This window comes from Robbsia sp. KACC 23696 (assembly GCF_039852015.1).
Lineage (GTDB): Bacteria > Pseudomonadota > Gammaproteobacteria > Burkholderiales > Burkholderiaceae > Robbsia.
This window is the reverse complement of sequence record NZ_CP156626.1, coordinates 2,822,475-2,847,111: the sequence shown is the minus strand read 5'-3', so window position 1 is coordinate 2,847,111 and position 24,637 is coordinate 2,822,475. Positions and strand designations below refer to the sequence as shown.

The window sequence follows — 24,637 nt, the reverse complement described above, 5'->3', positions numbered from 1 at the left end:
GGCGCGGGGCAGGTGCGCGCCCTCCACCCGAGCGATTGTCCTGTTCTTCCTTGCTTGCAGGTTCTCCATGCGTGTATTTAATTTCTCCGCCGGACCGGCGACCTTGCCGGAATCAGTGCTGCGACAGGCAGCCGACGAGATGCTGGACTGGCGCGGTAGCGGCATGAGCGTGATGGAGATGAGTCATCGCGGCAAGGAATACATGGAGATTCACGCCACGGCACTGGCCGATCTGCGGGAGTTGCTGGCGGTCCCCGACAATTACCGCATCCTGTTTTTGCAGGGCGGGGGATTGGGCGAGAACGCCATCGTGCCGATGAATCTGCTGGGCGGCCCGGCTGCCGGTCGTGAAGCGAATTTCGTCGTCACCGGTTCGTGGTCGACCAAGTCGCAGAAAGAGGCCGAGCGCTACGGCAGCGTGCATATCGCGGCATCGGGCAAGGCCGATGGCTTCCACGGGATTCCGGCGCCTGCCGCCTGGAACGTGTCGCCGAATCCGGCCTATGTCCACGTCTGCACCAACGAGACGATCAACGGTATCGAATTCTCCCCGGCGCATATCGATCAGGCCTTCGATCGCCTGCCGGCTGAGGTGCCCTTGGTCGCCGATATTTCGTCGCATATGTTGTCGCGGGCAATGAATGTGGCGCAGTACGGCGTCCTGTTCGGCGGCGCGCAGAAGAACGTCGGCATTGCCGGTTTGACGGTCGTGATCGTGCGCGACGACCTGCTGGATCGCGCCATGCCGATCTGCCCGTCGGCGTTCGAATGGAAGACCGTCGATGCGAACGACTCGATGTTCAACACGCCGCCGACCTATGCGATCTACATCGCGGGCCTGGTGTTCCAGTGGCTGAAGGCGCAGGGTGGCCTCGCGGCGATCGAGGCACGCAATATCGAGAAAGCGCGTCTGCTCTACGACACGATCGATGCGAGCAGTTTGTATCGGAATCCGATCCAGCTGGATGCCCGCTCGCGGATGAACGTGCCGTTCACGCTGGCGGACGAAGCGCTGAACACGGCGTTTCTGGATGGCGCGAAAGCCCGTGGCTTGATTCAGTTGAAGGGACATAAGAGCGTCGGCGGCATGCGTGCGTCGATCTACAACGCCATGCCGATCGAAGGGGTGCGCGCGCTGGTGGACTTTATGCGGGAATTCGAGCAACGCGCCTGACGACGTTGCCGGGCGCTCCGGGATTCAGGTCGCGGATCGGTGTCGACGACGGGTTTCGCACGAGCGAAGTGAATGAGCAGGATGCACAAGGTGGAGCGGCAGATGGAAGGACAGACGGCACAAGACGCAAAAACGGTGGGCGGCACGCTCGAAGCGCAGCTGCAGCCGCTGCGCGAGAAGATCGATCATCTCGATACGCAGTTGATCCGCCTGCTGAACGAGCGGGCAGCGGTCGCGCATGAAGTGGGCGAAGTCAAAAAGGGCTTCGATGCGCCGGTGTATCGTCCGGAGCGCGAACAACAGGTGATCGCGCGGCTGCAGCAGATGAGCACGGGCCCGTTGCGCGACGAGCATATCGCCCACATCTGGCTCGAAATCATGTCCGCAAGCCGGGCGTTGGAAAAGTCGACGACCGTCGCTTTCCTTGGGCCCGTCGGTACGTATAGCGAAGCGGCGGCACTCGATTATTTCGGCAATTCGGCCAGCGGGCTGCCGTGTCCTTCCATCGACGAAGTGTTCCGCTCGGTGGAAACCGGCGCATCGGAATTCGGGGTCGTACCGGTCGAGAATTCGACTGAAGGCGCGGTGTCGCGGACGCTGGATCTGTTGCTGAACACGACCTTGCCGATCACCGGCGAGATTGCGCTGCCGATCCATCACTCGCTCCTGTCGCGCAGTGGTGCCTTGGCTGAGGTCGAGATCGTGTGCGCGCATCCACAAGCGCTCGCGCAGTGTCAGCGCTGGCTTTCGACGCATCTGCCGAAGGCCGAGCGCCGCGCCGTGTCGAGCAACGCCGAGGGCGCAAGGCTCGCCGCGGAAGACTCCCGCATTGCCGCGATCGCCGGTGAGCGTGCCGCGTCGCACTATAAGTTGCAGACCGCCGCGCCAATGATTCAGGACGATGCGCATAATCGGACCCGCTTCTACGTGCTGGGCGGCACGCCGCCGCTGTCGAGCGGTGCGGACCAGACGTCGCTGATCCTGTCGGTGAAGAACGAAGCCGGTGCCGTGTATCGGATGCTCGAGCCGTTTGCCCGTTACGGGGTATCGATGACGCGTTTCGAGTCGCGCCCGGCGCGCAGCGGCAGCTGGGCCTACTACTTCTATATCGACGTCGAAGGGCACCGCGACGATGCGAAAGTGGCCGACGCGCTGCACGCGCTGACCGATCAGGCCGCGTTCGTGCGGATCGTCGGTTCCTACCCGCGGGCGAAGTAGGCGCGCGGCGTGAACGTTCAGCATAAAGCAGTCGATCCGGCGGCGCAATTCGATACCCTGCTCGTTTGCGGGGTCGGACTGATCGGGGGATCGTTCGCTCGCGCATTGCGAGAGGCGCACCACGCGGGCCGGGTGGGCGGTATCGGGCGAATCGTCGGCGTCGATCGTGACCCCGCCGCCCTTGCGCAGGCGCGATCGCTCGGCGTCATCGACGAAGGCGTCGTGTTCGACGGCTTGCCGGCAATGGCCGCGCCGACAGATGCTTTACCCACGGTCGATGGCGCGCGTGTCGGGTCGGTCCGCGCGTCGAGCGGGGGCACGCCGGTTCCCGGCCTGTCGCTGTCGGAACAGATCGCGCAAGCGGACGTGATCGTCCTTTGCATGCCGGTGGCGGCCAGCGTCGCCTTGCTGCAACGGATTGCGCAGTCGATGCGCGCCGATGCGGTACTGACCGACGTCGGCAGCACGAAGCAGGATATTTGCACCGCTGCAGCGGCCAGCTTGGGGCCGATGATCGATCGTTTTGTCGCTGGGCATCCGATCGCCGGCGCCGCCAGCAGCGGCATCGCGGCGAGCACCGCGGATCTGTTTCAGCAGCGCGATGTCATTCTGTGCCCGCTCGAGGCGGAGAATGCCGGGCCGACCGAGCGCGTAACGGCGCTGTGGCAGGCCGTCGGTGCGCGCGTGAGACTGATGTCGGCGACCACCCACGATGCGGTGTTCGCAAGCGTCAGCCATTTGCCGCACCTGCTTGCTTTCGCCTATATCACGCATATTCTGGAAACATCGGATCCCGTCCAACGGTTTGCGATGGCCGGGACCGGATTCCGTGATTTTTCCAGGATCGCGGCGTCGAGCCCGGATATGTGGCGGGACATCTGTGTCGCGAATCGCGATGCGATCCTGACCGAGTTGGACGCCTATACGGCCGTCCTGGCGCGCTTACGCACGGCTGTCGATGCCGGCGATACGGCGGCGACGCGGGCGTTGTTCGACCGAGCGCGCGATGCGCGTGCCGGCTGGACGATGGGCGCGGCACCGGCAACATCGGCAGACAAAGCGCAATAAAGGTGGTGTTCGGTCCGCGCACCCCACGAATCAGTCATAACCGCACGGCAGGCGCGCCTGTTCGTCAAAACCGTAAGAGAAAACATGAAGCAGCTAGCACTGGGGCCCGCATCGGCAGCCCGTGGCAGCGTGACATTGCCCGGGTCGAAAAGCATTTCGAATCGGGCCTTGCTGATGGCGGCGCTCGCCGATGGTGAGACGCGTCTGCGCAATCTGCTGGATTCCGACGATACCCGTGTGATGCTCGAGGCACTGCGCGTGCTCGGCATCGAATGGCGTACCGAGGGCGACGAGACCGTGGTGCGTGGCAATCCGGCCGGATTCCCGGTCCGCGACGCCGATATTTTCGTCGGGAATGCCGGCACTGCTGTGCGACCCTTGACGGCGGCATTGGCGCTGAACGGCGGCGATTACCGTGTCAGTGGCGTCAAGCGCATGCATGAACGGCCGATCGGCGATCTCGTCGAGGGCCTGGTCGGCGTGGGGGCGGTAATCGATTATCTCGGCAATCCCGGCTTCCCGCCGCTGCATATTCGTCCCGGTCATCTCGCCGGTGCCGGCACGACGCGGGAGATTCGCGTGCGCGGCGATGTGTCGAGTCAGTTCCTGACGGCCTTGCTGCTATCGTTGCCGCGTTTGTCCGAGCAGGCGGCACCGGGTGAGATGGTGCGCGTATTCGTCGACGGTGAACTGATTTCGAAACCCTATGTCGATATCACCACCGGCATGATGGCGCGCTTCGGCGTGGACGTCGTGCGGGACGGTTGGTCGAGCTTCGGCGTCGCCGCCGGCAGTCGCTTTCGTTCGCCGGGCAGCTATGACGTGGAAGGGGACGCCTCGTCGGCATCTTACTTCCTGGCCGCGGGCGCCTTGGGTGGCGGTCCGGTGCGTGTCGAGGGCGTGGGTCGCGACAGTATTCAAGGCGACGTGCGTTTTGCCGATGCGCTGACGCTGATGGGCGCGAACGTGATGATGGGCGACACGTGGATCGAAGTGCGCGGCGTCGCCTCCGACGACGGCCTGCTGGAGCCGATCGACATGGATTGCAACCTGATTCCCGACGCGGCGATGACCTTGGCCGTGGCGGCATTGCGCGCGCGCGGACCGTCGACGTTGCGCAATATCGCAAGCTGGCGCGTAAAGGAAACGGATCGCATCGCCGCGATGGCGTGCGAACTGCGCAAGCTTGGGGCGGAAATCGAAGAGGGCCCGGACTGGTTGCGCATAACGCCGCCGGCGCGACTGCGCGACGGGGCCGCGATCGACACCTATGACGATCATCGGATGGCCATGTGCTTCTCGCTGGCCAGCCTGTTGGGCGTCGGCGTGATCATCAACGACCCGGATTGTGTCGCAAAGACCTTTCCGGACTATTTCGACCGTTTTGCCAAAGTGGTGATCGCATGAGCGGAGCACAGCGTGCAGTGCAGGGAATCGGCGGAGCGCCGGTCATCACGATCGACGGACCGACGGCGTCCGGGAAGGGCACGGTGGCGGCCCGCGTCGCGGCCGCCTTGGGCTTCCATCTCCTGGACAGCGGTGCCTTGTACCGGCTCGTTGCCTTGCAGAGCGTGCGCGGCGACGTAGCCGTGGACGACGTCCCGAGCCTGGTTCGGATCGCCGAAAGCCTCGATATCCGTTTTACCGACAGTGCGATTCTGTTGGAAGGACGCGACGTCGCCGATGCGCTTCGCTTCGAGGCGATCGGCGTCCGCGCGTCCAGCATCGCCGTGCATGGCCCGGTACGCGAGGCCTTGGTGACGCGGCAACGGGCGTTCTGCACCGCGCCGGGCCTGGTGGCCGACGGGCGCGACATGGGCACGGTGATCTTTCCCGATGCCGGCGTAAAGATCTTCTTGACGGCCAGCGTCGAGGCACGTGCCGAACGTCGGTATAAACAATTGAACGACAAAGGCTTTTCTGTTAACATGGATGACCTGCTAAAGGATTTGCGGGAGCGCGACGCGCGCGACATGCAACGCACGGTCGCCCCGTTGAAGCCCGCACCGGATGCACACCTGCTGGACACCTCGTCGATGGGTATTGATGAGGCGGTCGAACAGGTGTTGAATTGGAGTCAGGCGGCACGCGCCGCCTGACTTTTGCAGTCGTCGTACGCAGTACCGGTAGTTCCTGGCTAAACCGGCATGGGCCGGTCGCCTGTTTTTTTTAACCTTAACCCCCCCGCGTCACGTTGCCGGCAGTAACTCCGTGTCAGGATTCGACGGCCTATCGATAGGTCAGCAAGATCCGCACGTCGCGGCAAAAACCGGGGAGTAAACCCAATTTATGTCCGACCTCCAAACCGCAACCCCCAACACCGAATCCTTCGCAGCGCTGTTCGAAGAGTCTTTGACTAAGCAAGACATGCGCGCGGGCGAAGTGATTTCGGCCGAAGTCGTCCGTATCGACCACAACTTTGTCGTGGTCAACGCTGGCCTGAAGTCCGAAGCGTACATTCCGGTCGAAGAGTTCCATAACGACGCTGGCGAAATCGAAGTGCAACCGGGCGATTTCGTCTCGGTGGCCATCGACGCGCTGGAAAACGGCTATGGCGACACGATCCTGTCGCGCGACAAGGCGAAGCGTCTGGCATCGTGGCTGGCCCTGGAAAAGGCGCTGGACAACGACGAGATCGTCTCCGGCACGATCACCGGCAAGGTGAAGGGCGGTATGACGGTCATGATCAACGGTATCCGCGCATTCTTGCCGGGTTCGCTGGTCGACACGCGTCCGGTCAAGGACACGACCGCGTACGAAGGCAAGACGCTGGAATTCCGCGTCATCAAGCTGGACCGCAAGCGTAACAACGTCGTGGTGTCGCGTCGTGCCGTCGTGGAAGCGACGCAAGGCGAAGAGCGCGCGAAGTTGCTGCAAACGCTGAAGGAAGGCGCGATCGTCAACGGCGTGGTCAAGAACATCACCGACTACGGCGCATTCGTGGATCTGGGCGGTATCGATGGCCTGCTGCACATCACCGACATCGCTTGGCGCCGTGTGCGTCACCCGAGCGAAGTGCTGTCCGTCGGCCAAGACGTGACCGCCAAGGTCCTGAAGTTCGACCAAGAAAAGAACCGCGTTTCGCTGGGCATGAAGCAGCTGGGCGACGATCCGTGGGAAGGTATTTCCCGCCGTTACCCGTCGAACACGCGTCTGTTCGGCAAGGTCACGAACATCACCGAATACGGTGCATTCGTCGAGATCGAAACGGGCATCGAAGGCTTGGTTCACGTGTCCGAAATGGACTGGACCAACAAGAACGTCGCGCCGAACAAGGTTGTTCAGCTGGGCGACGAAGTCGAAGTCATGGTGCTGGAAATCGACGAAGACCGTCGTCGTATCAGCCTCGGCATGAAGCAGTGCAAGCCGAACCCGTGGGACGATTTCAGCCGTAACTACAAGAAGGGCGACCGTCTGCATGGCGCGATCAAGTCGATCACCGACTTCGGCGTGTTCATCGGTCTGCCGGGCGGCATCGACGGTCTGGTTCACCTGTCCGACCTGTCCTGGAACGAAAGCGGCGAAGAAGCCGTTCGCAAGTACAAGAAGGGCGACGAAGTCGACGCTATCGTGTTGGGCATCGACGTGGACAAGGAACGGATCTCGCTGGGCATCAAGCAGATGGAAGGCGACCCGTTCAGCAACTTCGTGGCACTGAACGACAAGGGCTCGTTGGTTAAGGGCACCGTGAAGGCAGTGGATCCGAAGGGCGCCGTGGTCCTCCTGTCGGCTGAAGTGGAAGGCTATCTGCGCGCGTCGGAAATCTCGCAAGACCGCGTGGAAGATGCTCGCAACGTGCTGAAGGAAGGCGAAGAAGTGACGGCGATCATCATCAACGTCGATCGCAAGTCGCGTGGCATCAGCCTGTCCGTGAAGGCGAAGGATTCGGCAGAGCAACAAGAAGCAGTCCAGAAGTTCCAATCGGACAGCTCGGTTGCCGGCACGACGAATCTGGGCGCACTGCTCAAGGCTAAGCTGGACGGCCAAGGTCAGTAATAGCACCACAGCAATCACGTGGTTTAGCGAACGGGTAAGGGTAGGGAATGACTAGATCGGAGTTGGTGATCCAGTTGGCATCGCGTTTTCCGCAACTTGTCGTCAAGGATGCGGACTTCGCGGTGAAGACGATGCTTGATGCGATGTCGGACGCGTTGGCGAGCGGACATCGGATCGAAATTCGCGGATTCGGCAGCTTTGCGTTGAATCGTCGGCCCTCGCGCGAAGGCCGTAATCCGAAATCGGGTGAAAAAGTGCTGGTGCCGGAGAAATTCGTCCCCCACTTCAAACCGGGCAAGGAATTGCGTGAGCGCGTGGACCGGGGTGCCGGCCAGCCCTTGAAGGCGTCCAAGGACGACGACGAGGTCTGAGCAGGCGGCAGCGTGCCGTGTTCATCGTTTCCGCCTGAGTCCTGCGCCGGCGCGTTGTCATGCCGGTGGGATCAAGCCAAAGAGGCGCCTTCGGGCGCCTCTTTGTTTTTGGGCGTTGGGCGGTGCGACCTGGGCCCCGAGGATTACGAGGGCTCGCAGGGTCCGCTTCCTTTACAATATCGTGGTCACACTGACCCACCACTGAGGGCGCGCGTCTATGAAGTTCATCGTCTGGCTGATTCGACTCATCATCTTTGTCGTCTTTCTGGTCCTCGCACTGGGAAATCTGCAGGATGTCCAACTGAATCTGCTGGCGGGCTATGTCTGGAACGCGCCGATGATCGTGGTGGGTCTGGTGTTTTTTGTCATCGGCGCGTTGGCGGGGCTTTTGGCCGCGCTGCCGGGACTGCTGCGCCGCGGCCGCGAAATATCACGCCTGCGTCGCGAAGTGAAGACGCTTCGCGAGCAACAGGCCAATACGGTAACGGCGCCGCACGACGTGCCGCCAATGCCGCCGATCATTTGATGGCAGTCTGATATGGATCTTGATTTTTGGTGGCTGCTGGTCATCCCTGTCGTGTTCTTTCTGGGATGGGGCGCTGCTCGCTTCGATTTGAAGCACCTGTTGTCGGATGCCGCCAACCTGCCGCGCTCGTATTTCCGCGGTCTGAATTTTCTGCTCAACGAACAGCCGGACAAGGCGATCGATGCGTTTATCGAGGTCGTCAAACTGGATCCGGAGACGACAGAGCTGCACTTTGCCTTGGGTAGCCTGTTTCGTCGGCGTGGCGAAACCGAGCGCGCCATTCGCGTGCATCAGAATTTGTTGAACCGCCAGGACCTGCCGGTCAACGAACGCGACCATGCCTTGTACGAGCTTGGTCAGGATTTTCTGAAGGCCGGGCTGCTGGATCGTGCCGAACAGACCTTCGAGCAAATCGAGGTCGGTCTCTATCGCACCGAAGCGGAAAAAGCGCTGCTGACGATTTTCCAGATCGAGAAGGACTGGCGACGCTCGATCACGGCGGCGCAGGCGCTGGAGAATTCAGGCGTACCGTCGCTGAAAAAGGATATTTCGCAATTTCATTGTGAGATTGCTTCCGAGGCATTGCAGCGCGGGCAGCGCGATGACGCGCGCGAAGCGCTGACATTGGCCTTGCAGGTCAACCCCGCCAATGTGCGCGCCACGATTCTGCTGGGCGATCTGGCCGCCGCGGAAGGGCGCATCGACGATGCGATTGCGTGCTACAGCCGCGTCGAAGCGCAGGATCCGGTGTATCTGCCCTTGGTCGCGGAGCCGATGATGAAGGCGTTCATCGCCGGCGAGCGCGCCGCGGAAGGCGCACGCCGGCTGGTGGGTTATCTGGACACGCATCCGAGCGTCGATCTGCTCGACACGGCGTACAAGCACGTATTGGCTACTTCCGGCGTAGAGGAAGCGCATGCGCTGGCCTTGCGCCAGATGGAGCGCGCGCCGAGCGCGGCGGCCACGTTATTGTTGCTCGATGCGCAGATTGCCACCAGCGATACGGCGCGGGGTAAGGAACTGACATTGATGCGCAACCTGATCAAACAGCGCACGCGCAACCTGCCGCGTTACACTTGCGGAAATTGCGGTTTCCGCGCGCGGCTGTTCTATTGGCAGTGCCCTGGGTGCAGCCATTGGGAAAGTTATGTCCCGCGTCGTTCCGAGTCGCTTGCCGGCAGCAATTGATGCTGCCGGGGACGGCCCTATTTGATCGGATTGTCTGTTGATGTCTTCTACTACGTCTTTTCCGCAGCCCGCGTCGGGCGAACGCCCGGTGCGGCTGGATTCCCCCGACGCCATTGTCGCGTCATCGGCGCCTGCATCGTCCGCGTCCGGGTCCCCGGTGAAGCGCGAGACCCTGGCCGGGGCCTCGATCCTGGTCGTCGGTGATGTGATGCTGGACCGTTACTGGTTCGGCGACGTCAATCGTATTTCGCCGGAAGCGCCGGTGCCGGTGGTGTTGGCGCAGCGTATCGAGGAACGGTTGGGCGGCGCGGCAAACGTCGCGCGCAATGTGGCGGCGTTGGGCGCCCACGGCGGCTTGCTCTGCGTGATCGGCAACGACGAGCCGGGGCAGCGCATCATCGAGCTGCTGGCCGAAAGCAAGGTCGAAGCGCATATCGAGCGCGATGCGGCCCTGCCGACGACGATCAAACTGCGGGTGCTTGCGCGTCAGCAGCAACTGCTGCGCGTCGATTTCGAAAGCAGTCCGGGGCACGAGGTATTGTTGACCTGTCTCGACCGCTTCGACGCCTTGCTGCCGAATACCGGCGTCGTCGTACTGTCCGATTACGCCAAGGGCGGGCTTACGCATGTGGGCGAGATGATCCGGCGCGCCCGTGCCGCGGGCAAGGCGGTGCTGGTCGATCCGAAGGGAAGCGACTGGGCGCGCTATCGCGGCGCCACGTTGTTGACGCCGAATCGTGCGGAGTTGCAGCAGGTCATCGGCGGCTGGTCGTCGGAGGCTGATTTGAATGCCAAGGTCGACGCGTTGCGCGCCGATCTGGCGCTCGACGCCTTGCTGCTGACCCGTTCCGAGGACGGCATGACGCTGTTCACGGCGCAGCCGCCGGTGTCGGTGCCGGCGCAGGCACGCGAAGTGTATGATGTCTCGGGCGCCGGCGACACGGTGATTGCGACGCTCGCGGTCATGTTGGGCGCGGGTCAGCCCCTGGTCGAGGCGGTGCGCCTCGCCAACCGCGCTGGCGGCATCGTCGTCGGCAAGCTGGGTACGGCAACCGTCGAATACGACGAACTGTTTCCGGCCTGATTTTCTTTCTGTCTTTTCTGAGCGCGAACTCCCATGACTGTGATCGTCACCGGTGCGGCCGGCTTTGTCGGCGCCAATATCGTCAAGGCGTTGAATGACCGCGGTGAACGCGACATCATCGCGGTGGACAACCTGACCCGCGCCGACAAATTCCACAATCTCGTCGACTGCGAAATCAGCGATTATCTGGACAAGCAAGATTTCGTCGCGCGTTTCGCGCGCGGTGAATTCGGCAAGGTCAGTGCGATTTTTCATGAAGGCGCCTGCTCGGACACGATGGAAACCGACGGGCGCTATATGATGGAAAACAATTTCCGTTATTCGCGCGCCTTGCTCGACGCCTGCCTGGAACAGCGCGTGGCGTTTCTGTATGCGTCGTCGGCCGCCACCTATGGCGCATCGACGACCTTCGTCGAAAAGCGCGAGTTCGAAAAGCCGTTGAACGTGTACGGCTATTCGAAATTCCTCTTCGACCAGATCGTGCGCCAGAAGCTGCCGCACGCGCAGAGCCAGATCGCCGGCTTCCGTTACTTCAATGTGTATGGGCAGCGCGAGTCACACAAGGGCCGGATGGCGTCGGTCGCCTTCCACAACTACAACGAATTCCGCGCGAACGGCTCGGTTCGCCTCTTCGGCGAGTACAACGGCTATGCGGCCGGCGAGCAGACGCGGGACTTCGTCTCGGTCGAGGATGTGGCGAAAGTGAATCTGTTCTTCTTCGACAATCCGTCGAAGTCGGGCATCTTCAATCTGGGCACGGGCGCGGCGCAGCCGTTCAACGATATCGCGCGCACGGTCGTGAACACGCTGCGGGCAAAGGAAGGCCATGAGCCGTTGAGCCTGGAAGCACTGGTCAGCGCCGGCTTGCTCGAATATACAGCCTTCCCGGATGCACTGCGTGGCAAGTATCAATGCTTCACGCAGGCCGATATCGGTGCGCTGCGGGCGGCCGGCTATGACCAGCCGTTCCTGACGGTGGAGCAGGGCGTGTCGCGTTATGTGGAGTGGCTGTCGGCGGCGGTGAAGTAAGCGGGCAGATAGCAGATAGCGAACGTGTCGTCGGTCTGCCATTGCGTGCCGGCCGACGACTACCACGCCCCCATAGAAAAGGTCGCCTCGTCACGAGTCGGCCTTTTTTTTGCGAAAGTTGTGTTGTCCAATCCTATGCCATTCGGTTAGCTTCAACAAAACATCGTTGCTCTTTAAAGTAAGGATTGCAGACTAATCACCAGCCCGGTAGAGGATGTCTGCGCTTCAAACGAGGAGAAATCTATGTTGAAGAAATTATTGGCCGCCGCCGTCCTGTTCGTTTCGACAGCGTCGATGGCGTGGGCCGTCAATATGAACACGGCCAATGCGGAAGATATTGCGCAATCGGTGAATGGTGTCGGCCCGATCCTGGCGCGTGCGATTGTCGCCGAACGGGAAAAACAGCCTTTTGCCAATGCCAATGACATGGGACGGGTCCGCGGCATCGGGCAGAAACTGATCGACCGTATCGCGCAATCCGGCGCCACGTTCGATTAAACGCCGCGCTGCCGCGCCTGCGCACCGGCCGCTGCGATGATCGGTGCTTGACGCGAACGTCGTGTGACAGCGCGACGTCCTGACGGCACCGCGACCGCGCAATAGGCCTGCCGCGCGAGCGCGTCGGCGGCATGACTTACCTGCCCACGGATCGGGGGATTGCCCGCTGTGGCCGGACGATAAAGCATGAACGGTTTAGCCAACCGGTCATGCTTTTTTCATGGATATCCGCTTTTACGCACATGCACGGCGTTGCGCCGGTGCTGACCCGCTGCGCCTGGAAGTCGTAATGCGGGCAGTGTGGCATTGGGCGACCATCGGTCGGATCCGGCCCAATCGGCTACAATCCTCGCACGGTAGCAATGAACAATGCGAGCGCGATGATGGCCTATAAAACGATTGAAGATACGATCGGCAACACGCCGTTGGTGCAGTTGGTGCGGCTGGTCGACGATGACGTACGGGCGCGCGGCAATGTCGTCCTGGCCAAATTGGAAGGGAATAATCCGGCGGGGTCCGTGAAGGATCGTCCGGCCCTGTCGATGATCAAGAAGGCCGAGGCGCGGGGCACGATCAAGCCGGGCGATACGCTGATCGAATCCACCAGTGGCAATACCGGTATTGCGTTGGCGATGGCGGCCGCGCTGCGCGGTTACAAGATGATCCTGATCATGCCCGAGGATCTGTCGATCGAACGGCGCCAGAGCATGGCGGCCTACGGCGCGGAGATCGTGCTGACGCCGGTTAGCGGCGGCATGGAATATGCCCGCGACCTGGCCGACAAGATGCAGCGCGAAGGGCGCGGCGTGATCCTCGACCAGTTCGGTAATCCGGATAATCCGGTGGCGCATTACGAAGGAACCGGCCCGGAGATCTGGCGTGACACGGAAGGGCGCATCACGCATTTCGTCTCGTCGATGGGCACCACCGGCACGATCATGGGGACGTCGCGCTTTCTGAAGGAACAGAATGCCGGCATCCAGATCGTCGGTGCGCAACCGGCGGAAGGATCGCGGATTCCGGGTATTCGGAAATGGCCGGAAGCGTATATGCCGTCGATCTTCGACCGCAGCCGTGTCGATCGCGTCGAGTCGGTGTCGCAAGTGGAGGCCGAGACGATGACGCGCAAAATGGCATCGGTGGAAGGTATTTTTGCCGGAATCTCGAGCGGCGGCGCCGGCCATATCGCGCTGAAGCTGGCGCGCGAGCTCGAAAACGCGACGATCGTGTTTATCGTCTGCGACCGCGGCGACCGCTACCTGTCGACCGGCGTGTTCCCGGCATAAACAGCGCCGCTGCGACTACCTTTGTAGTCGTACGGCCGCCGCGTGCCGATACGGCGGCTTAGCCGCCGCCCGCCAACATCTTCGCCTTGATCGCCTGGGCCAGCTGATAGACCGAGGTCGCGTAGAAGAAACTGCGGTTGTAGCGCGTGATCACGTAGAAGTTGTTCAACCCCAGCGCATATTGCGTCGCTTGACCCGGCGTCGGTAGATCGACAACGGCGACTGGCGTGCCCTGCACCGCGTCGAGGTCGAGGCCCGGCTCGTTGAGCAGCATCCCGGCCTTGGTCAATTGATTCAGCGCCCAATGCGGCTCCGGCTTGCCGTCTGCCGCCGCTTGCGCAATGCCCTGGCTGCCGGCGTCGTCACCGATACGCCACATGACCGGCTTGCCGCTATCCCACCCGTTCTGTTTCAGGTAGTTCGCAACGCTGCCGATTGCGTCCGCCGGATTGTTGCGCAGATCGATCGAGTTCGAATTATCGAAATCCACCGCGTACTGCGAGATGCTGGAAGGCATGAACTGCGGAATGCCGATCGCCCCGGCGTACGAGCCCTGGATCGCGGCAGGATCGATATTCTGGTCGCGCGTCCAGATCAGATAGTCGGCCAGGTTCTTGCGAAACATCTGCATCCGATCTTCGCGATTCGGCGTGTTCGGATAGTCGAAGGACAAGGTCGTCAACACATCGAGTATGCGGAAGTTGCCCATATACTTGCCGTATAGGGTCTCCACGCCGATGATGGCGACGATGATTTCCTGCGGCACACCGTATTGCGCCGCCGCCTTGTCGAGCCACTGGCGGTTTGCCTGCCAGAACTTGACGCCCCCGTTAATGCGTATCGGCTCGATGAAGCGGTGCTGGTAGGCACTCCAGTTCTTGGTCGAGGGCGTCGGCGACGGGGTGACCAGTTTGACGGCGCTGGCGGAATAGCTGACCTGATTGAAGATCTGATGCAGCGCGGCCGGATCGAAGTCGTAGCGCGCAACCAGATCGTCGATGAATGCGCTTACCTGCGGATCGTTTTCGAAACGCTGCGGAACGATTTCTTCCTCGAATACCTGGCCGTTCGCCGGCGCGGCTTCCGGCGCACCTTGTGCATGGGCGGCGGAACCGGCAATGCTCAGCGCCACCACGCCGCAACTCAGCATCAGGCGTATCGACAAGGTCGCCAACGAAAATCGGCCTGCAGGACTGGGCGTGGATGCGCGCGCGCAGGTCCTCAACCCCTGGTGAAACGTCAAGGTCATGGTCATGTATCGTTGCGGTGTTGTTTGGGAGTATAACGTACGACATCGAGTGTGCTCGGCCATGGACCGGGCGCGCCCCCGGAGACCGTAATGCCCAGCGCTTTCTTTTCGCATCCCGACTGCCTTCGGCATCAGCCCGACGCCGGGCATCCAGAATGTCCGGAGCGGCTCCAGGCCATCGACGATCAGATGATTGCCGCGCGCCTCGATACCTGGTGGCTGCCGCAAATGGCGCCGCTTGCCGATCGCGATAGCCTGCTGCGAGCCCATGATGCCGCTTATCTGGACCGTCTGGCGCACTGCGTCGAGACGCCGGACGGTGGAATGGTGTCGCTCGATGGCGATACCGTCGTCGGCCCGGGGTCGTGGCAGGCGGCGTTGCGGGCGGCCGGCGCCGCGCTGGCGGCGACCGATGCGGTGATCGACGGCACATTCGACAACGCCTTCTGCAGTGTTCGTCCTCCGGGACACCACGCGACGCGTGACCGCGCGATGGGGTTCTGTCTGATTAATAATGTCGCTGTCGCGGCGCTGCATGCCTTGGACGTGCGGGGACTGCGGCGCGTCGCCATCGTCGATTTCGATGTGCATCACGGCAACGGGACCGAGTCGATCTTTGCCGACGACCCGCGCGTCCTGATGTGCAGCACCTTCCGCCATCCCTTCTATCCGCATTGCGGCGTCCCCGCGGCGGCGGACAATATCGTCAATGCGCCGCTGCCTGCCGGCGCCGATGGCCAGGCATTTCGGGCGGCGGTCGAGGCACACTGGATGCCGCGCCTGCAGGCGTTCGCGCCGGAAATGGTGTTCGTCTCGGCCGGCTTCGATGCGCATCGGGAAGACGAGATGGGCGGTCTGGCGCTGGTCGAGGCGGACTACGCCTGGGTGACCGAGGCGATCCGTCGGGTTGCCGAGCAGCACGCGGGCGGCCGGATCGTCAGCGTACTGGAGGGCGGCTATGCCTTCTCGGCCCTCGGCCGCAGCGTGGTGGCGCATTTGCGCGCGATGGCCAATCTCTAACGCCAGGACATCACACGACAGGGCGCGACTAGCGCGTCAAATTGCCTCGCATCATAGTTTTTGCTTATATGCTGATGGCGAACGTTTCTGATCGGTCGGGTTGCAGCAGGGTAGAATGCGGATCTTTCGCAGCTTGAAGGGCGTGTTTCGTCACGTCTTTTGGCCGCTTTGTCCGGCCCTGTGTGCCGTGCAAATGCGGCACCGGCCCGCGCGTCGCTGCGCCCCGCCAGGCGGCCGGGACCGGTAGGCGGCGCCTGATTCCCTGTTGGAATCGCCTACAGACCGTTTCATGATCGACATATCGGACCTGACGCAACGCTTTCCCGGCCCAAAAGGCCCGGTGGAAGCCTTGCGCGCCATTAACCTGAAGATCGAGGCCGGCGAAGTCTTCGGCATCATCGGCCGTAGCGGCGCCGGTAAGAGCACGCTGGTACGGACGATGAACCTGCTCACGCGCCCCACGGAAGGGCGCGTGGTCGTGGCCGGCCGCGACCTGACGGCCTTGTCGCCCGCTGCGCTGCGCGCCGCGCGTCGCGACATCGGCATGATCTTCCAGCACTTCAATCTGCTGTCTTCACGGACCGTTTACGGGAATATCGCCCTGCCACTCGAATTGGCCGGCGTACCGAAGGCGAAAATCGAGCAGACCGTGAGCGCCTTGCTCGAACTGGTGGGCTTGAGCGGTCAACGCGATCGCTATCCCGCCCAGATCAGCGGCGGTCAGAAGCAGCGCGTCGGTATCGCCCGTGCGCTGGCCAGCGAGCCCAAGGTGCTGCTGTGCGACGAAGCGACGTCGGCGCTCGATCCCGAGACCACGCGCTCGATCCTCGATCTGCTGCGCAAGATCAACAAGGAATTGGGCCTGACCATCGTGCTGATCACGCACCAGATGGAAGTGATCCGGCATATCTGCGATCGCGTGGCCGTGCTCGATGCCGGTCGCGTAGTGGAGAGCGGGCGCGTCATCGACGTCTTCCTGCAGCCGCGCCACGACGTCACACGCGCCATGATCGGCGATGTGATCGCGCAGGAATTGCCGCCGGGCCTGAAGTCGCGCATCGGCGAGCGTCTGGTGGCCGGGCGCGATCACTTGTTCCGATTGGCATTTTCCGGCGATGGCGTGGGCGAGCCGGTGATCTCGGAGACGATTCGCCGTTTTGCCATCGATATCACGATCCTGCATGGCCAGGTGGCCGAGATCCAGGGGCAGGCCTTCGGCTCGCTGGCGGTATTGGCCACTGGAGAACCCGGAACCGTGGCCGAGGCGATGGCCTCGCTGCGCACGCGGGGCGTGATTGTCGAGGAGTTGTCGCATGCTTAGCCAAATGTACGATCTGTTTCTCTCGTCGTTCTGGGAGACGCTGATCATGGTCGGCATCTCCGGCGTCATCGGCGCAGCAGTGGGGGTGCCCATCGGCATCGTGCTGTATCTGACCGATCGCCAAGGTGTGCTGGCCAACCGGGCCGTCAACGGCGTGCTCGGTATCGTCATCAATGCCGTGCGCAGTACGCCTTTCATCATTCTGCTGGTGGCGGTGATCCCCTTCACCCGACTTATCGTCGGGACGTCGATCGGGACCGCCGCGGCCATCGTGCCGCTAACCATTTCCGCCGCGCCTTTCGTCGCCCGTCTGGTCGAAACCGCGCTGCGCGAAGTGGACCGCGGCTTGATCGAAGCGGCGCAGTCGATGGGCGCGTCGAACTGGCAGATCGTGACGAAGGTTCTGCTGCCGGAGGCCTGGCCTGGCGTGATCGCCGGTCTGACGATCACGTTCGTCAGCCTGGTCGGTTATTCGGCTATGGCGGGCGCGATCGGCGGTGGCGGCCTGGGCGACCTGGGCATCCGCTACGGCTATCAACGCTTCCTGCCGGAAGTCATGGTCGCCGTCGTGTTGATCCTGATCGTGTTCGTGCAATTGGTACAGTCCGCCGGCGATTGGCTGGTGCGCCGACTGAGCCATAAATAATTACATACTCAAACGAGGAAGACCGCGCATGCAACGCCGTTCTGTCTGCAAATTGATCGCAACCGCCGTCTCGGCGTTTGCCTTGTCCACCGCCGCGTTGAATGCACTGGCCGCCGATGAGACCATCAAGGTCGGGGTAACGGCAGGGCCGCACGCTCAGATCATGGAGCAGGTGAAGAAGGTTGCCGCGCGCGAAGGCCTGAACCTGCAGATCGTCGAATTCAGCGATTACGTGCAGCCGAACGCCGCCTTGGCTGCCGGCGACATCGAAGCGAATAGCTATCAGCATCAGCCTTATCTGGATGCACAGGTACGGGATCGTGGCTACAAGCTCGTCAGCGTCGCGCAGACGGTCAATTTCCCGATGGGGATCTATTCGCGCAAGATCAAGTCGCTGAAGGATCTGAAGCCGGGTGCGCGCGTCGCGGTGCCGAACGATCCGACCAATGGCGGCCGGGCGTATCTGTTGCTGCAAAAGGCCGGACTGATCAAGTTGCGCGCCGGCGCGGGCTTGTCGGCGACGTCGATCGATGTCGCGGAGAATCCGAAAAAGCTGAAATTCGTCGAATTGGACGCGGCGCAGATTCCGCATTCGCTGGATGATGTGGATATCGCCGCGATCAACACGAATTTCGCATTGGAAGCCGGTTTGTCGCCGGCGAAGGATGCGATCGAAGTCGATCCGCCGACGGGACCCTATGCGAACGTGTTGGTCGTGCGGGCGCAGGACAAGGACAAGCCGTGGGTCGCCAAGTTGATCAAGGCCTACCGCTCGCCCGAGGTGAAGCAGTTCGTGGCGACGACCTTCAAGGGATCCGTCATCACGTCGTGGTAATGCCGGATTCGTCGACCCGGCCCCCGTCGTAAGGCGAAAGGGCGGCCGGTCGGCGGCATTGGACCGGGGCGAAGCATCCCGCCTTCTGTCTGATTCCGGGGCTAAACCCCTTCACTAGAGTGCGGTATCGGTGACGGCGGTAGAATTTTCGAAGTTTTCCCATATAGAATAGAACGATCGTTCGTGATTGTTCTGAGCCGAGGAGTGTTTGCATGAAAATCCTGGTGCCCGTCAAGCGCGTGGTCGACTACAACGTCAAGGTCCGCGTGAAATCCGATGGCACGGGCGTCGATATCGCCAATGTGAAGATGTCGATGAACCCGTTCGATGAAATTGCCATCGAAGAAGCGGTGCGATTGAAGGAAGCCGGCGTGGCGACGGAAATCGTTGCCGTGTCGTGTGGTGTCACCCAGTCTCAGGAAACGCTGCGCACGGCGCTGGCGATCGGCGCCGACCGCGCCATCCTGGTGGAATCGACGGTCGAGCTGCAGCCGCTGGCGGTCGCCAAGATCCTGAAGGCATTGGTCGACAAGGAACAGCCGCAACTGGTGATCCTGGGCAAGCAGGCGATCGACGACGATTCGAACCAGACGGGCCAGATGCTGGCGGCGCTGGCGAGTCTGCCGCAGGCGACGTTTGCCTCGAAGGTCACCGTGGCCGATGGTCGCGTGACCGTCGCGCGCGAAGTGGACGGCGGCGCGGAAACGCTGTCGCTGTCGTTGCCGGCCGTCATCACGACGGACCTGCGCCTGAACGAGCCGCGCTATGTCACGTTGCCCAACATCATGAAGGCGAAGAAGAAGCCGCTCGAAACGGTAACGCCCGACGCGCTCGGCGTGGACGTGACGCCGCGCCTGAAGACGCTGAAAGTGGCCGAGCCGCCGCAGCGCAAGGCGGGTGTGACGGTGCCCGACGTCGCCACGTTGGTCGATAAACTGAAGAACGAAGCGAAGGTGCTGTAATCATGACGATTCTGTTGATCGCGGAACACGACAATCGAGAAATCAAGAGCGCGACGCTGAACGCCGTGATGGCGGCGCAGCAGATCGCACAGGCCGGTGGCGGCGATATCCACGTGCTGGTGGCCGGTGCCGATGCACGCGGCGCGGCCGATGCGGCGGCGAAAATCGCCGGCGTGGCAAAGGTGCTGCTGGCGGACGACGCGACGCTAGCCGACGGCCTGGCCGAAAACGTCGAGAAGACGGTGCTCGGCATAGCCGGCGCCTATTCGCACATCGTGCTGCCGGCAACGGCATACGGCAAGAACATCGCGCCGCGCATTGCCGCGAAGCTGGATGTGGCACAGGTCTCGGACATCACGGCCGTGGTCGGCGCCGACACGTTCGAGCGTCCGATCTATGCGGGCGCGGCGGTGGCGACGGTGCAAGCGACCGATGCGATCAAGGTCGTGACGGTGCGTGCCACCGGTTTCGACGCCGCGGCGGCCGAAGGCGGCAGCGCGGCGGTGGAATCGGCGGCAGCCGGTGGCGATGCGGGTGTCTCGCAATTCGTCGGTCGCGAGCTGACGAAGCTGGAGCGTCCGGAACTGACGTCGGCACAGATCGTCGTATCGGGTGGCCGGGGGATGGGCAGCGCCGAGAACTACAACAGCGTGCTGGAACCGCTGGCCGACAAGCTCGGCGCCGCCCTGGGCGCATCGCGCGCCGCGGTGGACTCGGGCTTCGCGCCGAACGATTCGCAAGTCGGCCAGACCGGTAAGATCGTGGCGCCGCAGCTGTATGTGGCGGTGGGTATCTCCGGTGCGATCCAGCATTTGGCCGGTATGAAGGATTCGAAGGTGATCGTTGCGATCAACAAGGATCCGGAAGCGCCGATCTTCGGCGTGGCCGACTATGGGCTGACAGCCGATCTGTTCGAAGCCGTTCCGGCGCTGGTCAAGGCGCTGTGATGGCCATCGTCCGGATCAGGCTGGGCCTTGATCACGGAAAATTATAATAAAAAGACGAAGGGGCCCTGCGGGGTCCCTTTTTTTTCATCGGAGGAGACGAATCATGGATTACCAGGCGCCGGTTGAAGACATGTTGTTCCTGATGACGCGGCTGGGCGGGCTCGATCGCATTGCCCGCCTCCCGGGTTTCGAGGAGGCCACGCCTGATACCGCCGCGGCGGTGTTGGACGAGGCGGCGCGATTCGCCAGCGGTGTGCTGGCGCCGTTGAATGCCGTGGGCGATCGCACGCCGGCAGGGTGGCAAGGCGGTCGGGTCAAGACGACGCCCGGCTTCGGTGAGGCCTTCACGCAGTTTGCAAACAGTGGCTGGCAGGGTTTGCGGCATCCGGTGGAACATGGCGGCCAGGGCATGCCGCGGGTGCTCGCCACCGCGTGCCTGGAGATGTGGAATGCGGCCAATCTGTCGTTCGCGCTGTGTCCCTTGCTGACCGATGGTGCCGTGGAAGCGCTGTTGGCTGCCGGTAGCGAGGATCAATGTCGGCGTTATCTGCCGCCGTTGATCGCCGGCACCTGGACCGGCACGATGAATCTGACCGAGCCGCAGGCCGGATCTGATCTGGCACGGGTACGGACGCGCGCGGAACCGCAGGAGGACGGCAGTTATCGCTTGTTCGGGACCAAGATCTTCATCACGTATGGCGATCACGATATGGCCGAAAACATTGTCCATCTGGTTCTCGCCCGGCTTCCCGACGCGCCCCCCGGCGTGAAAGGCATCTCGCTTTTCTTGGTACCGAAGTTCCTGCTGACGGCGGACGAGGCGGTGCTCAATGCGGAGCCTGCCAGCGCGATGGCGCTGGGGGATGGGGTGCGGAACGATGTCAGTTGCACATCGATCGAGCACAAGCTCGGCATTCATGGCAGCCCGACCGCCGTGCTGCAATTCGGCGACAAAGGCGGGGCATGGGGCGAAATGCTCGGCAAGCCGAATCAGGGCTTGCAGACGATGTTCATCATGATGAATGCCGCGCGATTCGGCGTGGGCGTCCAAGGTATCGGGCAAGCGGATCGGGCGACGCAGGCCGCACGCGCTTACGCAAAGCAGCGGCTGCAGGGGCAGGCGGTGTCGACACCGTTGCCCGCGCTGGATGCGTCGGCTGGCGCTGAGGCGGGCCATGCCGCGAATGCGGCGCAGCGTGCGATCATTGCGCATCCCGATGTTCGTCGTAGCGTCGCAACGATGCGTGCCTTGACTGAGGCGGCCCGCGCCTTGGCGATTTTTGCCGCCAGTCGCGGCGATCACGCCGAGCACGGCACCGATGCCGCGGCGCGCCGGGTGGCGCAGGCGCAATACGAATTCCTGGTGCCCATCATCAAGGGCTGGTCGACGGAAATGGCGGTGGAAGTCGCCAATATCGGCATCCAGGTGCACGGCGGGATGGGGTATATCGAAGAGACCGGCGTGGCGCAGTATTATCGCGACGCGCGGATTCTGCCGATCTACGAAGGGACGACCGCGATTCAGGCGAACGACCTGGTAGGCCGCAAGACGGTACGCGACGAGGGCTTGGTGGCGCAGCACTGGCTCTCTTGCATCGACGACTGCATCGATGCCTTGGAGCGCGCGGCGCTCGGGAGTAGTGCGAAGGCTGGGCAGAGCGATCTGGGTGGGCAGGAGAGGCAAGCGGCCGATAGCGTGGCTGTCGATGCGGATGCGGCGGCGAGCTGGTCGTCGATTGCCGCACAGCTTTCCCAAGCGCGTGTGGCCTATGCCGCGGTCGTCGACTTTATCGTCAATACCGCACAGACGGATCCCGTTGCCGCGTATGCGGGCAGTGTCGCCTATCTCCACTTGGCGGGCGTGACGTTGGCAGGCTGGCAATTGGCGCGCGCCGCCTTGCTGGCGGCAGGCCTGGATGATGGTTATGTGCAGCCGGAGGGGGAAGGCGAGGCGACGGCTAGCGGCGCGTTACCGATGGCGGTCAGCGCCGAGTTTGCCAGGACGAAACGGGCCGTCGCGCGATGCTTTGCGGAGCAAGTGATGCCTCGCACGTCGGCATGGCGGATCGCGATCGTTAGTACGCGAGGAGATCAGGGGATTTACGCGTTGCCGGACGCGTGGCTCTGACCGGCTAGCGTGGTTCTGAGCTGTTCGCTTGGGGCGCGAAGGCGCGCCGTCACGCCGACCGGTAAAGACGGCGTTCGAGCACTACTCAAGCGAAAGCGGGCTGGCCATTTGGCTGGGCGATCTCGCGGAGGTAGCGGAAGATCGACAGGTCGTCCGACGCGATTTCCGGCGTCTTGCCGCTGATCAGATCGGCGAGCAATTGCGCCGATCCGCAGGACATCGTCCAGCCGAGCGTGCCATGGCCGGTGTTCAAAAACAGGTTGCGCACTGGCGTGGCGCCGACGATCGGCGTGCCGTCAGGCGTCATCGGTCGCAGGCCGGTCCAAAAGCTGGCTTGCTTCGTGTCGCCCGCGCCCGGAAAGAGATCGTTGACGCACATCTCCAGCGTGGCGCGCCGTGCCGGTTTCAGGCGCTGATCATAGCCGACGATTTCAGCCATGCCACCGACGCGGATCCGATCGTCAAAGCGGGTGATGGCGATCTTGTAGGTTTCATCCAGCACCGTGGACACGGGCGCGCGCGTGGCGTCGGTGATCGGCACGGTGATTGAATATCCCTTTAGCGGATACACCGGCACGCGCACGAGGCCGCGCATGAATTGCGTCGAGAACGAACCGAGCGCAACGACGATTCGGTCCGCTCGCACCAATTCATTGCCGCACTGCACGCCGATTGCCGTATCGCCTGCGAGCGCAAGGGCATCGATCGGGGTGTTGTAGCGGAATGTCACGCCTTGTTCCTCGCACATCCGGGCGAGATGCGTCGTGAAGCGCTGGCAATCGCCGGTTTCGTCGTTCGGCAGACGCAAGCCACCGGTCAGCTTACCGCCGGCGGCGGCCAATGCGGGCTCCGCCTGCGCCAACGCGGCCCCTTCGAGCAATTCGAACGGGACGCCGGCATCGCGTAAAACCTGGATGTCCTTGGCGGCGCCATCGAATTGCGCCTGCGTACGGAACAATTGCAAGGTCCCGCCCTGGCGCCCCTCGTACTGAATGCCGGTGTCGTCGCGCAATGCACGAATGCAGTCGCGGCTGTATTCGGCCAGACGCACCATGCGCCCTTTGTTGATCGCGTAGCGGTCTGCCGTGCACTGGGTCAGCATATGCCACATCCAGCGTAACTGGGCGCCGGACCCGTCCGGGCGGATGGTCAGTGGGGGATGCTTGGCGAACATCCACTTGATCGCTTTCAGCGGCACGCCGGGGGCCGCCCACGGCGAGGCATAGCCCGGCGAGATCTGGCCTGCATTGGCGAAGCTCGTCTCCAACGCAGGGCCCGGTTGCCGGTCGATCACCGTGACGTCATGCCCGGCACGGGACAGGTAATACGCGCTGGTTGTACCGATGACACCCGCACCAAGAACGATGATTTTCATCGCAGCTTCCGTTAGAAATCGTCCGCACGTCTCACGTTACGCAGGGTCCGCGTGGTGAGCGTTATCGTAGTAATTGCGGCTATACTATTGCGAGTTTCGCGGATTTTGTTATTGAATATTTGCTGCTTTTCAGAAAATATTCTGGTCTTCTCGCTTCTCTCAATGTCTACGCCGTCATGCGCACCCAACATAAAGCGATTCGTACCCTGGATCGGATCGACCGACGGATCCTGACGTTGCTACAAGACGACGGTCGGATGGCGATGAAGGATCTGGCCGAGCAAGTGGGCCTGTCGATTACGCCGTGCATTGAGCGGGTCAAACGCATGGAGCGCGACGGCGTGATCCTCGGCTATTTCGCGCGCGTCGATCCCGCCCAGCTCGGCGCATCGTTGCTGGTATTCGTGGAGATCACGTTGGATCACAAGAACGGCAATATGTTCGAGAAATTCCGGCGGGAAGTGATGAAGGTGCCGGAAGTGCTCGAGTGTCACCTGGTTTCCGGCGACTTCGATTACCTGATCAAGGCGCGTATCGGCGAGATGGCCGACTATCGCAAGATCCTCGGGAACGTGCTGCTGCAACTGCCCGGTGCGACGCAGTCGAAAAGCTATGTCGTGATGGAAGAGGTCAAGGAAACGCTGACGATACCGATCACCGAAAGGCCCGATTGATCCGGCTGATTGCCTGATTGCCTGTTTGTCCCTTTGTTTATC

General features: G+C 62.5%; 23 protein-coding genes. 21 read left to right on the top strand and 2 right to left on the bottom strand.

Annotation, left to right across the window (positions count from 1 at the left end; genetic code table 11):
• Nucleotides 1-67: 67 nt before the first annotated feature.
• The 13 genes from serC (at nt 68) to cysM (ending at nt 13,438) form a co-directional block, all read left to right on the top strand.
• Nucleotides 68-1,174 (top strand): 3-phosphoserine/phosphohydroxythreonine transaminase, encoded by a 1,107-nt coding sequence (serC, locus tag ABEG21_RS11895; RefSeq protein ID WP_347554800.1) that lies wholly within the window; start codon nt 68-70, stop codon nt 1,172-1,174.
• A 135-nt stretch (nt 1,175-1,309) separates the two neighbouring features.
• Nucleotides 1,310-2,392: a prephenate dehydratase gene (gene pheA / locus ABEG21_RS11890; protein ID WP_347556756.1), complete on the top strand. Its 1,083-nt coding sequence runs from the start codon at nt 1,310-1,312 to the stop codon at nt 2,390-2,392.
• 9 nt (nt 2,393-2,401) lie between these two features.
• Nucleotides 2,402-3,460 (top strand): prephenate dehydrogenase/arogenate dehydrogenase family protein, encoded by a 1,059-nt coding sequence (locus ABEG21_RS11885; protein ID WP_347554799.1) that lies wholly within the window; start codon nt 2,402-2,404, stop codon nt 3,458-3,460.
• A gap of 84 nt (nt 3,461-3,544) precedes the next feature.
• Nucleotides 3,545-4,867: a 3-phosphoshikimate 1-carboxyvinyltransferase gene (aroA, locus tag ABEG21_RS11880; RefSeq protein ID WP_347554798.1), complete on the top strand. Its 1,323-nt coding sequence runs from the start codon at nt 3,545-3,547 to the stop codon at nt 4,865-4,867.
• A complete protein-coding gene (gene cmk, locus ABEG21_RS11875) occupies nt 4,864-5,559 on the top strand; it encodes a (d)CMP kinase (protein WP_347554797.1) in 696 nt (231 codons plus the stop codon). Before aroA ends, cmk begins: the two co-directional genes overlap by 4 nt.
• 190 nt (nt 5,560-5,749) lie before the next feature.
• Nucleotides 5,750-7,456 (top strand): 30S ribosomal protein S1, encoded by a 1,707-nt coding sequence (gene rpsA, locus ABEG21_RS11870; RefSeq protein WP_347554796.1) that lies wholly within the window; start codon nt 5,750-5,752, stop codon nt 7,454-7,456.
• A 47-nt stretch (nt 7,457-7,503) separates the two neighbouring features.
• Nucleotides 7,504-7,827 carry an integration host factor subunit beta gene (locus tag ABEG21_RS11865; RefSeq protein ID WP_347554795.1) on the top strand — a complete coding sequence of 108 codons (324 nt, stop codon included), beginning with the start codon at nt 7,504-7,506 and terminating at the stop codon, nt 7,825-7,827.
• 217 nt (nt 7,828-8,044) lie between these two features.
• On the top strand, nt 8,045-8,353 hold the full coding sequence (locus tag ABEG21_RS11860; RefSeq protein WP_347554794.1) for a lipopolysaccharide assembly protein LapA domain-containing protein: 309 nt from the start codon (nt 8,045-8,047) through the stop codon (nt 8,351-8,353).
• A 12-nt stretch (nt 8,354-8,365) separates the two neighbouring features.
• The gene (lapB, locus tag ABEG21_RS11855; RefSeq protein WP_347554793.1) at nt 8,366-9,541 is read left to right on the top strand and encodes a lipopolysaccharide assembly protein LapB; all 1,176 of its coding nucleotides are present in this window, start codon (nt 8,366-8,368) and stop codon (nt 9,539-9,541) included.
• Nucleotides 9,542-9,581: 40 nt separating this feature from the next.
• Entirely contained in the window at nt 9,582-10,625 is a 1,044-nt protein-coding gene (rfaE1, locus tag ABEG21_RS11850; protein WP_347554792.1) for a D-glycero-beta-D-manno-heptose-7-phosphate kinase, read from the top strand.
• Between the two features lie 33 nt (nt 10,626-10,658).
• Entirely contained in the window at nt 10,659-11,654 is a 996-nt protein-coding gene (rfaD, locus tag ABEG21_RS11845; RefSeq protein ID WP_347554791.1) for an ADP-glyceromanno-heptose 6-epimerase, read from the top strand.
• 243 nt (nt 11,655-11,897) lie between these two features.
• Nucleotides 11,898-12,152: a helix-hairpin-helix domain-containing protein gene (locus ABEG21_RS11840; protein WP_347554790.1), complete on the top strand. Its 255-nt coding sequence runs from the start codon at nt 11,898-11,900 to the stop codon at nt 12,150-12,152.
• Between the two features lie 383 nt (nt 12,153-12,535).
• Nucleotides 12,536-13,438 (top strand): cysteine synthase CysM, encoded by a 903-nt coding sequence (cysM, locus tag ABEG21_RS11835; RefSeq protein ID WP_347556755.1) that lies wholly within the window; start codon nt 12,536-12,538, stop codon nt 13,436-13,438.
• Between the two features lie 58 nt (nt 13,439-13,496).
• On the opposite strand, the gene mltB is transcribed toward cysM, so the two are convergent.
• Nucleotides 13,497-14,588 (bottom strand): lytic murein transglycosylase B, encoded by a 1,092-nt coding sequence (mltB, locus tag ABEG21_RS11830; RefSeq protein WP_347556754.1) that lies wholly within the window; start codon nt 14,586-14,588, stop codon nt 13,497-13,499.
• A 189-nt stretch (nt 14,589-14,777) separates the two neighbouring features.
• Here mltB and ABEG21_RS11825 point away from each other — a divergent pair, with 189 nt between their 5' ends.
• The 7 genes from ABEG21_RS11825 to ABEG21_RS11795 all read left to right on the top strand — a co-directional run bounded on the left by ABEG21_RS11825 (nt 14,778) and on the right by ABEG21_RS11795 (nt 22,546).
• Nucleotides 14,778-15,707, top strand: a complete 930-nt coding sequence (locus tag ABEG21_RS11825; RefSeq protein WP_347554789.1) for a histone deacetylase family protein — start codon at nt 14,778-14,780, stop codon at nt 15,705-15,707.
• Between the two features lie 289 nt (nt 15,708-15,996).
• On the top strand, nt 15,997-17,028 hold the full coding sequence (locus ABEG21_RS11820; RefSeq protein ID WP_347554788.1) for a methionine ABC transporter ATP-binding protein: 1,032 nt from the start codon (nt 15,997-15,999) through the stop codon (nt 17,026-17,028).
• Nucleotides 17,021-17,674 carry a methionine ABC transporter permease gene (locus ABEG21_RS11815; protein ID WP_347554787.1) on the top strand — a complete coding sequence of 218 codons (654 nt, stop codon included), beginning with the start codon at nt 17,021-17,023 and terminating at the stop codon, nt 17,672-17,674. The genes ABEG21_RS11820 and ABEG21_RS11815 overlap by 8 nt, the downstream gene beginning before the upstream one ends.
• Before the next feature lie 28 nt (nt 17,675-17,702).
• On the top strand, nt 17,703-18,509 hold the full coding sequence (locus ABEG21_RS11810) for a MetQ/NlpA family ABC transporter substrate-binding protein (RefSeq protein WP_347554786.1): 807 nt from the start codon (nt 17,703-17,705) through the stop codon (nt 18,507-18,509).
• A 212-nt stretch (nt 18,510-18,721) separates the two neighbouring features.
• Nucleotides 18,722-19,471, top strand: a complete 750-nt coding sequence (locus ABEG21_RS11805; protein ID WP_347554785.1) for an electron transfer flavoprotein subunit beta/FixA family protein — start codon at nt 18,722-18,724, stop codon at nt 19,469-19,471.
• Nucleotides 19,472-19,473: 2 nt separating this feature from the next.
• Nucleotides 19,474-20,418, top strand: a complete 945-nt coding sequence (locus tag ABEG21_RS11800) for an FAD-binding protein (protein WP_347554784.1) — start codon at nt 19,474-19,476, stop codon at nt 20,416-20,418.
• A 103-nt stretch (nt 20,419-20,521) separates the two neighbouring features.
• A complete protein-coding gene (locus tag ABEG21_RS11795) occupies nt 20,522-22,546 on the top strand; it encodes an acyl-CoA dehydrogenase (protein WP_347554783.1) in 2,025 nt (674 codons plus the stop codon).
• Nucleotides 22,547-22,631: 85 nt separating this feature from the next.
• Here ABEG21_RS11795 and ABEG21_RS11790 read toward each other — a convergent pair whose 3' ends face one another.
• Nucleotides 22,632-23,921, bottom strand: coding sequence for a D-amino acid dehydrogenase (locus tag ABEG21_RS11790; protein ID WP_347554782.1), 1,290 nt, complete (start codon nt 23,919-23,921; stop codon nt 22,632-22,634).
• A 176-nt stretch (nt 23,922-24,097) separates the two neighbouring features.
• Here ABEG21_RS11790 and ABEG21_RS11785 point away from each other — a divergent pair, with 176 nt between their 5' ends.
• Nucleotides 24,098-24,595 carry an Lrp/AsnC ligand binding domain-containing protein gene (locus ABEG21_RS11785; protein WP_347554781.1) on the top strand — a complete coding sequence of 166 codons (498 nt, stop codon included), beginning with the start codon at nt 24,098-24,100 and terminating at the stop codon, nt 24,593-24,595.
• The last annotated feature ends 42 nt before the right edge of the window (nt 24,596-24,637 follow it).

Excerpts from the sequence above, each read along its gene's own strand:
- ABEG21_RS11820 (WP_347554788.1), top strand. The coding sequence starts at position 15,997 with ATGATCGACATATCGGACCTGACGCAACGCTTTCCCGGCCCAAAAGGC.
- cysM (WP_347556755.1), top strand. The coding sequence starts at position 12,536 with ATGGCCTATAAAACGATTGAAGATACGATCGGCAACACGCCGTTGGTG.
- serC (WP_347554800.1), top strand. The coding sequence starts at position 68 with ATGCGTGTATTTAATTTCTCCGCCGGACCGGCGACCTTGCCGGAATCA.
- ABEG21_RS11805 (WP_347554785.1), top strand. The coding sequence starts at position 18,722 with ATGAAAATCCTGGTGCCCGTCAAGCGCGTGGTCGACTACAACGTCAAG.
- cmk (WP_347554797.1), top strand. The coding sequence starts at position 4,864 with ATGAGCGGAGCACAGCGTGCAGTGCAGGGAATCGGCGGAGCGCCGGTC.
- ABEG21_RS11825 (WP_347554789.1), top strand. The coding sequence starts at position 14,778 with ATGCCCAGCGCTTTCTTTTCGCATCCCGACTGCCTTCGGCATCAGCCC.
- ABEG21_RS11800 (WP_347554784.1), top strand. The coding sequence starts at position 19,474 with ATGACGATTCTGTTGATCGCGGAACACGACAATCGAGAAATCAAGAGC.
- ABEG21_RS11865 (WP_347554795.1), top strand. The coding sequence starts at position 7,504 with ATGACTAGATCGGAGTTGGTGATCCAGTTGGCATCGCGTTTTCCGCAA.
- ABEG21_RS11795 (WP_347554783.1), top strand. The coding sequence starts at position 20,522 with ATGGATTACCAGGCGCCGGTTGAAGACATGTTGTTCCTGATGACGCGG.
- rfaD (WP_347554791.1), top strand. The coding sequence starts at position 10,659 with ATGACTGTGATCGTCACCGGTGCGGCCGGCTTTGTCGGCGCCAATATC.
- ABEG21_RS11815 (WP_347554787.1), top strand. The coding sequence starts at position 17,021 with ATGCTTAGCCAAATGTACGATCTGTTTCTCTCGTCGTTCTGGGAGACG.
- ABEG21_RS11790 (WP_347554782.1), bottom strand. The coding sequence starts at position 23,921 with ATGAAAATCATCGTTCTTGGTGCGGGTGTCATCGGTACAACCAGCGCG.
- rfaE1 (WP_347554792.1), top strand. The coding sequence starts at position 9,582 with ATGTCTTCTACTACGTCTTTTCCGCAGCCCGCGTCGGGCGAACGCCCG.
- ABEG21_RS11840 (WP_347554790.1), top strand. The coding sequence starts at position 11,898 with ATGTTGAAGAAATTATTGGCCGCCGCCGTCCTGTTCGTTTCGACAGCG.
- mltB (WP_347556754.1), bottom strand. The coding sequence starts at position 14,588 with ATGCTGAGTTGCGGCGTGGTGGCGCTGAGCATTGCCGGTTCCGCCGCC.
- rpsA (WP_347554796.1), top strand. The coding sequence starts at position 5,750 with ATGTCCGACCTCCAAACCGCAACCCCCAACACCGAATCCTTCGCAGCG.
- ABEG21_RS11785 (WP_347554781.1), top strand. The coding sequence starts at position 24,098 with ATGCGCACCCAACATAAAGCGATTCGTACCCTGGATCGGATCGACCGA.
- ABEG21_RS11860 (WP_347554794.1), top strand. The coding sequence starts at position 8,045 with ATGAAGTTCATCGTCTGGCTGATTCGACTCATCATCTTTGTCGTCTTT.
- ABEG21_RS11810 (WP_347554786.1), top strand. The coding sequence starts at position 17,703 with ATGCAACGCCGTTCTGTCTGCAAATTGATCGCAACCGCCGTCTCGGCG.
- aroA (WP_347554798.1), top strand. The coding sequence starts at position 3,545 with ATGAAGCAGCTAGCACTGGGGCCCGCATCGGCAGCCCGTGGCAGCGTG.
- lapB (WP_347554793.1), top strand. The coding sequence starts at position 8,366 with ATGGATCTTGATTTTTGGTGGCTGCTGGTCATCCCTGTCGTGTTCTTT.